The following is a 10,122-nucleotide window of genomic DNA, read 5'->3' as shown; positions in this document are numbered from 1 at the left end:
GCAAGGCGTAGTCATATTCAGTCACTTTACCGGCTTCATCTTTAAACCAAGTCACTTTGCCATAAGCGTTATATCGATATTCCCGCGTGGTGTTATTCGGATAGGTGATTTTAGTGATTTGACCTAAGGCATCATAAGTATAATAGGTTTCGGCCTGTTGTTCATTACTGACTTTAGTGAGTCGAAGTAAAGCATCATAACTAAATTCAGTAAAACGACCATCAGAAAAGCGCTGCTGTTGTAATTCGCCCCTTTCTCCCCAAGTAAAATGTTGTTCATTACCATCAGGATATTGCGTAGATAAACGCTGTCCATGTTCATTATAGCTATGACGGGTGAGTAAACCGTCGGGTGTTTCGACCTCAATAATATCATTGTGATGGTTATAACGTAATTGCCATATCAGGCCATTTTTTTCAATACGAATAATTCGTCCATGTTGCCAAGTATAATCTTCATAACTATCATCTGGGTAAATAATGGTTTTTAACTCTGCATTAACCGTATATTCATAGCGGGTTTGATTACCTAAAGCATCAATCTCAACGGTTTTAAGTCCCTCTTCATTATACTGATAGGTTTTTGTTGCCCCATTGGCATCGGTTTCTGATTGTAGTAAGCCGTCTTTATGTGAGTAGGATTTTTGACTGCCATCCGCCATGGTGACAATCACGTTTTCATCTTGCCAAGTGTAACTTTCATCTAACTGTCCAAAGTTACCCCATTGACGTAAACAACGCGCATCTTGACCTTCGCCCTCCCAAGTCCAGTTAAATTCAGCACCACCGGCCATTGTTCGTTTTTGAATAACATTTAATGCGTCATATTCATAAGATTCGGTTTGACCAGCTACGTTGGTCGCACCAATGAGTTGATGATGCTCATTATAGTGATAGTGCATTAGGGTTTGCAGCGTTTGCCATTCCCCTGCAACTAAAGTCTGAATAGCGACTGTATCGATAAGTATCGATTGTTTATCACGATAATCAAAAGCTAACCGCCGTGATTTATCTTCCTGAGGTTGCAGGGCTATTAGGCGCTGATTACTGTCATAAACGACATTCAGCCGATGACCATACTTGTCTGTAATGGCGCTTAAATAGGCTGTCTGTTCAATCCGTTTAAAGTGATATTGTACCAGACTGTGACCTTTAGACAGGATGTATTCATCAGGCGTGTTGCCTAAATAAATAGCCGATTCAGCCACTGGATTAACAACAATGGGCGCTTTTTGTGTGGGTAGAGGGAAAGTGGTGAATAAATTTTCATCATCTAGCCAGATAACCTCTTCGCCTTCAAACAGTAAGTAATGCGCCAGAGAGTGGCTCCATCCATAGCCTAGCCCAATATTATGCTCAACGGCACTGCTTCGGTAACAGCGCTGCCAGATAAAAGGCAATAAACCTTTAAATTCACCATCATGAAGGGTGAGTTGCTCTTCTCCCGTTACCATCGATATCGGGTCGGCACTGACAGGCGCATTGCGAGTAGTTCCTTTTTTATTAGCAAGCTGAGGCAATTTTGATTTTATATTGGCAATTTTTTTCTCAACTATTTGTATCCATGGCTTCAAACGTGAGGATAATTGAATATGTTGACTTGCTGATTTGATATGCTTAACCGCATTAATACCATTCCCCCCCAAGATAGCCATATTGGGTTTGATTGCTTTCATACCTTGCTTTAAGCCATCGCCCATTTTGGTCATTGAGTTAATAAATCGGCTACCACCATTTATAGCACTAACTGATTTGCTTAATGCTGCAATAAGACCTTTAGAAATCAATGCTTCAACAATGAATTCGGCAACCCATTCAATTATCGACATCATCATGGCTGAATACACTTTACCTGAAAATACCATTTTATAATGAGGAGGAAGCATTGCCATCCAGCTTTGAGCATAATAAGCGGCGATATAAAACCGAACTTCATCTTGTAACAGGGTTAGAGTGAGTTCATCACTTATCACTCGGTCTTTAAATGACTCATCAAGCCAACCACGGAAATCCCACTCTTCAAACTTTTCTAGCGCTTTTTTATATTTTTCTAATTCTTCATCAACACCCGTTACCAGCCCGACATTCCACCATTGAGATAATAACTGATATTGTTCTGCAATCTCTAATTTAGAATAGGATTCCCATTCTGGCAATATTTCATTGGTCCAGTTCTTTTGTAAATTTTGATGTAACTCATCGATAATCATTTGATAAGCTTGTAACCAGTTGTCGACATCGCCTTTTTCGACGGGCAATACCACGATATGATATTCTGAATATTTGGCAAATTTTTCGTCTGACCAGTCCAGCTCTGCTTCACCGTTTTCATCAAGTGTAATGATATACTCTTGTTTTTCAGCTTCAGAAAGGCGGATATTCTCTTCTATTTTAGCCGGCGGTACATTGACCATGGTAGCAGAGGGAGCAAAATATTTGGTTTGATAAGGGATTAATTGAATTTTAACTTGACTTAAAATGACTTTTTCGTTGTTAAGTCCCTCCATATTATAACTGATTTTGACTTTTCCTTTATTCGCACATTTGGCACAATAGGGCTTATTGATATTAACAACTTGTGTTGAGCGTTTATTGCTCAATAATTTTTCTTTAATATCAATATAAGGAATAACATTCGATGCGCCCCATCGATTCATCCTTGCTTTATATTCGTCTTGTGTTTCCTTTGAAAATGTAGATAAACAAGTTTTTAATTCAGTTAATAAAATATTGGCTCTTTTAATATAAAATTGTGGGTCTTCATCTTTTGCAGCAAGAAAATCAATAATTGATAAGCGGGCAAATTGGTCCTGTGCATTTGGTGTCCCTTCTGCGCCTACGTATAATGGCGGGAGTGCATTGTTAACCTCACTGAAAAATTTATTTTTATTATTGTCCATGTTAAGTTTCCTTTTTTTCTTGAACCAACTGCTGCAATATAAACTCAAATACGTTTTGTTTTTTGGTTGATAACGATAAAAGATGAATTATTTTTGTTTCTAATACTTGATAAGGAAAGGCGGTATAAATATCCAAATAATTTTCTTGTAATAATTGTAAAATATGGTTAACTAAAAGTTCTGGTTGGGTTGCAGATAATTGTTCTAATAGCTTTTGTGGCACTTGCCACCAAGGTGATGTTTGTACCGCTTGTTCAAGTGGCACATGCACCACATGCGATTGGTGATTGATCCAATAAAAAGCAAAGGCAGGCAGCACGTCTTGCCAGCTATCGGTAAAGTGATCAAGCATAATTGACAGGTATTCGCCATCCCAGTAGCGAAAAAACACTGCTTCGCCATCTGGCATTATGGCTTGGGTTAGGCTACGTAAATGGGCACAGATGGTCTCGAAGGGTAAATGAGAGCGTGCCAGCCAACCCCAGTCTTTGTATTCGGTGTTGTTTACCCAATCTAAAAAGGGGCTGTGCTCATCAAGTCTAACGAGCATGGGCATCACTGAAAACCAATGCTCGTAAGGGGTGCCGGTATAAAGACCATAAGGCGTTTGCGAGCCATCGGTAATATAGTAGTTTTTAACAGCTTGCGCGTCACTGACGTTAGAGAGCACCGCATATAAAGGCATGGAAGAAGTGGCGGTGATGGTGCGCCAGTTAGACAGTGGGAAATCCATCATAATTTGCACCTGCCATCAAATGATAAAACTGGTAATGCAGAAAAGCTATTCACACTATCAACTAAAAGAAAAATATAATTAATATGATGATTAATAATTAAAAAAATGAAATTAATAACGTGTTTCACCATATCCACCTAAATTAATTTAGAAGCATTATGGAGTTATTTTATCATCTATGCTACGTTTTTTTAATCAAAACATAAAAATACACGACTCTTTATTTTAATCACGAAATTCGCCCAAAAAAAGCATGTGATTTTATGCATGCTTTTTTATCGAGTTTTTAGTGTGTTGATGATGATGCAGTAAATTATGTGCCTTACATATTTTGATAGTTGCTGCTATAAATAGCTAGTTGATGTCGAGTTAAGTTGGGCTAATATAGTAAGTAGTTATTATAGTTAGTACTTATGTACATCTAGTAAAACATCGATTCAGCGTTAATGATTGTACAGTGCTTAATGGGTTTTATTGTGTTTTTTATAAGCTCACATAGTAAAGCCGCTGATTTTTGCCCCATTTTAAATAATGGTTTATTTATTTTGCATAGGCTATCTAATTCATTGTATTTAAGTTCTTTTGAGGCACTAAAATACGATATTGTAAGTGGTTTAGTCAGTTTTGCTTTACTTTCATTGGCTTGATGTAATGCCCCCAAAACCATGCTATCAGGTAATTGATGCTGCTGCTGTGTACAATGATTTTCGTTTAAGTAATTTAGGCTAAAATTATCGGCACAAATGACGGCAGTGGGTGATTTTGTGCCGTTTATTAATTTTTTAATAGCCGCTCTCGCATGTTGATAGGTAAAGCATCCTTGAATAATATATCGAGGTTCGATAGTAATATTTGCACGTAATAAAGCTTGCTTATAACCTTGCAGCAAAAGTACTGAATTCATCGCCTTGTCATCATTAAGTAAAATGGCAATTTGGTTATGATAATTATCAATCAAATATTGCGTCATTTGATAACCAATAAATAAATGGTCAAAGTGAACACAAACAAAATCAAGCGAAAAGTGATTCACTAATACAATCGGCGGTAATGTATTTTTATAAGAAATTAGTGTTTTTAAGTAAGGGGCGTCATTAATAATGATAATCCCGTCAAAGGTATTTTGCGCCACATAACGAATAATATGATAGATATCATTTTTATTATTATAAGGAAACTGTAAATAAAACCATTGGTACTGTTCTTCTTTTAAAACTTGCTCTAAGCCAACATTGATTAAACTTTTTGAAAAAAGTTGATTATCAATAATTAATATCCGTTTACTGCTATGTATTGGTTGATAGGGTTTGAAGTTTTTGGCTATGTCTATATTTAATTCTTCAATCGCTTGATAAACGCGTAACTGAGTTTGAGGTGATGTTAGATGTGGTTTTTTTAATACTCTAGAAACTGAAGCAACAGAAATATTAGCCTTTTTGGCAATCGTTGATAGGGTAATTTTTGTCATAAATCGCATATAAGTGCAGTAAAGAGTCTTATTACTTTACCGATATTAGATTGATTTGTAAGCGATAAAATTTTGTTTTGTCGATCTGTGTTCCAAAATATCTATGACAGATATCTAAAGAAGTTTAAATGAATATGTTTTATTAAAGCTATGGCATAAGTAATATATCCATGTTATATAGTGTGGATGACCTACTTGAATAAAAGAATGATTATTAAAAATTCAGGTACAGATTAGTGCTTTATTCTATTAACAAAAAAGATAGGATGGAGTCATGTTAAAATAAGATGGATAAAAGGAATTCTATATGAAACAGAAACTTTCATTAGGCGCAATTTTATTTATGTTTAGTTATTGTGTCTATGGTCAATTACTTGATATTAACTCTAAATATCGTGGTGAACCATTTTTTATGAGTGTTGATATGCATCAATTGCAACAAGATTGCGCTAGAAACGAAGATGAATATAATCAACTCGATAAAAAAGAAAAGATAAAATACGATAGCCGTTGTCCTCTCAACAATTTGAAATTTGATTTTAAACGGTTAGATAAATTAATTGATGAAGATCCTATTGCCTATAATGGTAATGATTTTCAACTAAAATTGAGCATTAGCCCAATTAATCCTAAGAATAAAAACGAAGAAGATTTACCTAATTTAGGGCGAGATATTACGTTATCTTTAATCAGCAAAAATCAGGTAATTGATAAGCTTTTTTTAGCAAATAATTCTTTTTCTAATAATCCTAATCTTTGGAATGGCTATCAGCATTACTATATTGCACCAAGTGGCGATATTTACACATTATTGTCAATAAAATCAGAGCCGATTGAAGATGAGTCTGGAACTTTTCCTACATTATGGAAGCATTACAATATTGATACAAGTAATATGAAATTTGTGCTTAAAGAGATGCAAATCAATATGCCAGAAGCAACTTATCACATTATCTATCCTAACCAATTTAATATTAAATTTCACGAAGGCGCTGTTGAGTATGGTTTAACATTAGAAGAATCAATTGCACTTTTTGAACAATCATCTAAGGATGGCTCTTCCGATTATAGTCTCGCTACTAGAGTTTATCGTTATTATCAAGATCAGCTAAAAGAGAAAATAAAATTACTTGATAGCAATAAACAACAGCAAGATTCATTGCTGGCATTAAAACAAAATATAAATACAGCGTGTTTAATTACAACAGCGCCAATTTATGAAAGTGATATTGAACCCTATTTAGACAAAGTTTTGACTTGCTTAATTGAACAACATCGGCAGGCCATCAAACATGTGGAAGATGAGTTAGCCAATTAGTACTATTTGGAAATCAATATAATGATTGAGTATAAACTTTATCAATAAAAGATAATTCGTTATTGGTGAAGACTAACAAATCATAGTATGTGTTTGAATAGTCAAATAACCTGTGAAAATGTAAACTGCTAAATTCATTTTCGAGTATTATCAAAAGCTCAGTATCAATAAAGCCATCTTGATGATGGCTTATCGTTTTAATGTTCAAACTCACAGTTAAATAAAATCTATTCATCTAATGCTATTGTCACATATCTTTTTCCGTTATCTTTGACAATATAGTGATATAATTACCACTAAATTTTTTATTTGGGTCTATAAATATGTCTGCATGGAATATTGCTATTGTAGGGGCGACAGGCCAGGTTGGTTCTGCGCTAGTTGAGTTGCTACAGCAACGTAGTTTACAAGACAGTAGTCTAAAAATTGAAAATCTTTATTTAGTCGGTAGCGACAATAGTGCTGGCGAAATAGTTCGCTTTGCTGGTAAAAATTTAACGGTGATTGATAGTGCACAAATGGATTGGAGCGAGTGTCATTTTGCTTTTTTTGTCGCTAGTGCTAAAACCAGTGAAAAGTATGCGCAAGTTGCTGCAGAAGCGGGATGTGTGGTAATTGATGCAAGTGGCTATTTTGCCCAGCAAGATCATATTCCATTAGTGGTACCTAAAGTTAATAATAGTGTATTGACCGAATACCGTAATGAAAACATCATTGCTGTTGCTAGCGCCACTGTATGCCAGTTGTTGCGTTGTGTTGCTTCATTAACTGATATGGAATTATTAACAAATTTACATGCGACTAGTTTTATCCCTGCATCATTATATGGTAAGCCAGGTGTTGATGAGCTGGCAGGGCAAAGTGCTCGCTTGTTAAATGGTATGCCAGTTGATAATCAACTGTTTGATAAGCAATTAGCTTTTAATCTATTACCAGTATCGCATGAACATCACGATGCAATACTAGGAGAAAAATCTCAAGTTGATCAAATTCGTAAAGTATTGAGTAATTATGAACTTCCTGTCTCTATCGAGTCAGTGATTGTGCCCGTGTTTTATGGCGTGTCACAAGCCATTAATGTATCAAGTAGCTTGCCAATTGAATTAGATATGGCACGCTTTGGTGAATTTGGTGTTGAAGTGCAAGGCGATAACTTGCCAACACCAGTGACCGAAGTCAGTACCGAATCAGAACACAATTTGGTTATAAAGTTGGCGAATTTAAGACACAGTTATGGTCATTATGAACAAATTCAATTTTGGTCAGTGGCCGATAATATCCGTTATTTAGGGGCATTGATGTTAATTGAGACGCTTGAGATCCTGATTAATGACTATCTGTAAAATTGCCCTTGGCATTGAATATGATGGTAGTGGTTATTTTGGCTGGCAACGTCAGCAGTCTGTCGATTCTATCCAAGAGCGGCTAGAATCTGCGTTATCAATTATTGCTAATGCGCCAATCAACGTATTTTGTGCTGGTCGAACCGATGCCGGCGTGCATGCGACAGGACAAGTTGTGCATTTTGAAACCCAAGCTGCGCGCTCAGTGAGTGCTTGGACAATGGGTGTTAATTCGCATTTGCCTGATAATATTGCTGTGCGCTGGTCGCAAATAGTTGAGGATAGTTTTCATGCAAGGTTTAGTGCGACAGCTCGGCGTTATCGTTATGTGATCTATAATCATCGTTATCGCCCGGCGATTTTAGCTAAAGGGGTATCGCATTATTATTTACCGCTTAATGAAACTTTAATGCACCAAGCGGCGCAGTATTTATTAGGCGAAAATGATTTTTCATCATTTCGAGCGGCTCAGTGTCAATCAAGAACTCCTTGGCGCAATATTCATCATATTGAAGTGACAAGGCAAGGTACGTATATTATTGTTGATATAAAAGCCAATGCATTTGTGCACCATATGGTACGCAATATTGTGGGTAGTTTACTAGAAGTTGGAGTGGGAAATCAGCGTCCAGAATGGATTTATGAACTTTTGCAAGCTAAGGACAGAACGCAAGCTGCCGCAACAGCAAAACCGGAAGGATTATATTTAGTTCAGGTGGATTATCCATCCGAATATCAAATTCCCGAACCGAGTGTAGGTCCATTATTTTTAAGATAAGCGAAGTAGCTTAGCAATAAATTCAATTTAGAACAAAAGATGAATGTAATGAATACTGATCGAACAAGCGCAAACAAAGATTTTAAAAATCAAGATGCGAAAAAATCAAATCTGCATAATATCAAGCTTCCACCACACTCAATCGAAGCTGAACAAGCGGTGCTGGGTAGCTTAATGCTTGATAATCAACGTTGGGATGCGGTATCTGAAATGATCACTGAGCGGGATTTTTACTCGCGTCATCATCAATTGATATTTTCTGAAATGCATACCTTGGTCAGCAAAGGGACGCCAATTGATTTAATTACTCTTTCAGAAAGTCTTGAAAGTAAAGACCTATTAGCCGATGTAGGTGGATTTGCTTATTTGGCCGAGCTTTCTAAAAACACACCAAGTGCGATTAATGTTGTTGCTTATAGTGATATTATTCGCCAACAAGCGATTTTGCGTGAATTAATCAGCGCATCAAATGATATTGCTGATAACTGTTATGCCACAGAAGGGCGCGATAGTACCGAAATTTTAGACTTGGCGGAAAGTAAAATATTTCAGATTGCTGAAAGCCGAACTAAACAAGGCGAAGGACCAAAAAGTATTACTGAAGTGTTAGAAGCAACAGTCGCTAAGATTGAAGAGCTCTTTCAACGTCCGCATGATGGGGTGACAGGGGTTTCAACCGGTTATATTGATTTAGATAAAAAAACGGCTGGTTTACAGCGTTCCGATTTAATTATTATTGCAGCAAGGCCATCAATGGGTAAAACCACCTTTGCCATGAATTTGTGTGAAAATGCTGCCCTAGAGCAAGAAAAGCCGGTGTTAATATTCAGCTTAGAAATGCCATCAGAACAAATTATGATGCGTATGTTAGCATCACTTTCACGTGTTGACCAAACCCGAATTCGAACAGGGCAATTACAAGACGATGATTGGGCAAGAATTTCAAGCACTATGGGATTATTGCTGGAAAAGAAAAATATCTATATCGATGACTCATCAGGTTTAACGCCAATGGAGTTACGCTCAAGAGCCAGACGTATTTATCGTGAGCATAAAGGGTTAAGTATGATTATGGTCGATTACTTACAACTTATGCGCGTGCCTAATATCTCTGAAAATCGTACCCTAGAAATTGCCGAAATATCACGTTCACTAAAGGCTTTGGCTAAAGAACTACAAGTGCCTGTGGTTGCGCTATCTCAGCTTAATCGTAGTTTGGAACAACGTGCTGATAAACGACCGGTTAACTCAGACTTGCGTGAATCGGGATCTATTGAACAAGATGCTGATGTGATTATGTTTATCTATCGTGACGAGGTGTATAACGAAGCATCAGAACATAAAGGTGTTGCTGAAATCATTTTAGGAAAACAACGAAATGGACCAATTGGTAAAGTACGATTAAAATTCCAAGGTCAGTTTTCACGTTTTGATAATTATGCCGATAACAGTAAATATCTGGATGATGAGTAAAAACTAAAAGTAATAAATAAGCATCGATACAGCGTAAATACAGTTACAAATTATATTTACGCTGTTTTTTTATAGCTATTAACAATGTAGTTTTAATAGTGATTTCA

General features: G+C 36.4%; 7 protein-coding genes. 4 read left to right on the top strand and 3 right to left on the bottom strand.

Annotated elements, in window-relative coordinates:
- From GQ593_RS09170 to GQ593_RS09160, 3 genes are all read right to left on the bottom strand, one after another.
- Positions 1–2,899 (bottom strand): DUF6531 domain-containing protein (locus GQ593_RS09170; RefSeq protein ID WP_160431754.1); only part of this gene is annotated, 2,899 nt, incomplete at its 3' end.
- A gap of 1 nt (position 2,900) precedes the next feature.
- Positions 2,901–3,635 carry a DUF4123 domain-containing protein gene (locus GQ593_RS09165; protein WP_160431753.1) on the bottom strand — a complete coding sequence of 245 codons (735 nt, stop codon included), beginning with the start codon at positions 3,633–3,635 and terminating at the stop codon, positions 2,901–2,903.
- A gap of 421 nt (positions 3,636–4,056) precedes the next feature.
- Positions 4,057–5,103 (bottom strand): LacI family DNA-binding transcriptional regulator, encoded by a 1,047-nt coding sequence (locus tag GQ593_RS09160; protein ID WP_160431752.1) that lies wholly within the window; start codon positions 5,101–5,103, stop codon positions 4,057–4,059.
- Between the two features lie 307 nt (positions 5,104–5,410).
- On the opposite strand from GQ593_RS09160, the gene GQ593_RS09155 reads away from it, so the two are divergent.
- From GQ593_RS09155 to dnaB, 4 genes are all read left to right on the top strand, one after another.
- Positions 5,411–6,421 (top strand): hypothetical protein, encoded by a 1,011-nt coding sequence (locus GQ593_RS09155; RefSeq protein ID WP_160431751.1) that lies wholly within the window; start codon positions 5,411–5,413, stop codon positions 6,419–6,421.
- Between the two features lie 323 nt (positions 6,422–6,744).
- Entirely contained in the window at positions 6,745–7,764 is a 1,020-nt protein-coding gene (locus GQ593_RS09150; protein ID WP_160431750.1) for an aspartate-semialdehyde dehydrogenase, read from the top strand.
- Positions 7,751–8,542, top strand: coding sequence for a tRNA pseudouridine(38-40) synthase TruA (gene truA / locus GQ593_RS09145; protein WP_160431749.1), 792 nt, complete (start codon positions 7,751–7,753; stop codon positions 8,540–8,542). Before GQ593_RS09150 ends, truA begins: the two co-directional genes overlap by 14 nt.
- A 48-nt stretch (positions 8,543–8,590) precedes the next feature.
- A complete protein-coding gene (gene dnaB, locus GQ593_RS09140) occupies positions 8,591–10,015 on the top strand; it encodes a replicative DNA helicase (RefSeq protein ID WP_160431748.1) in 1,425 nt (474 codons plus the stop codon).
- Positions 10,016–10,122 lie beyond the last annotated feature (107 nt).

The sequence above is a fragment of the Gilliamella sp. Pas-s25 genome, assembly GCF_009795885.1.
In the GTDB taxonomy this organism is placed as follows: Bacteria; Pseudomonadota; Gammaproteobacteria; order Enterobacterales; family Orbaceae; genus Gilliamella.
Note: the sequence above shows the minus strand (reverse complement) of the source record. Positions and strands in the feature narration are given on the sequence as shown.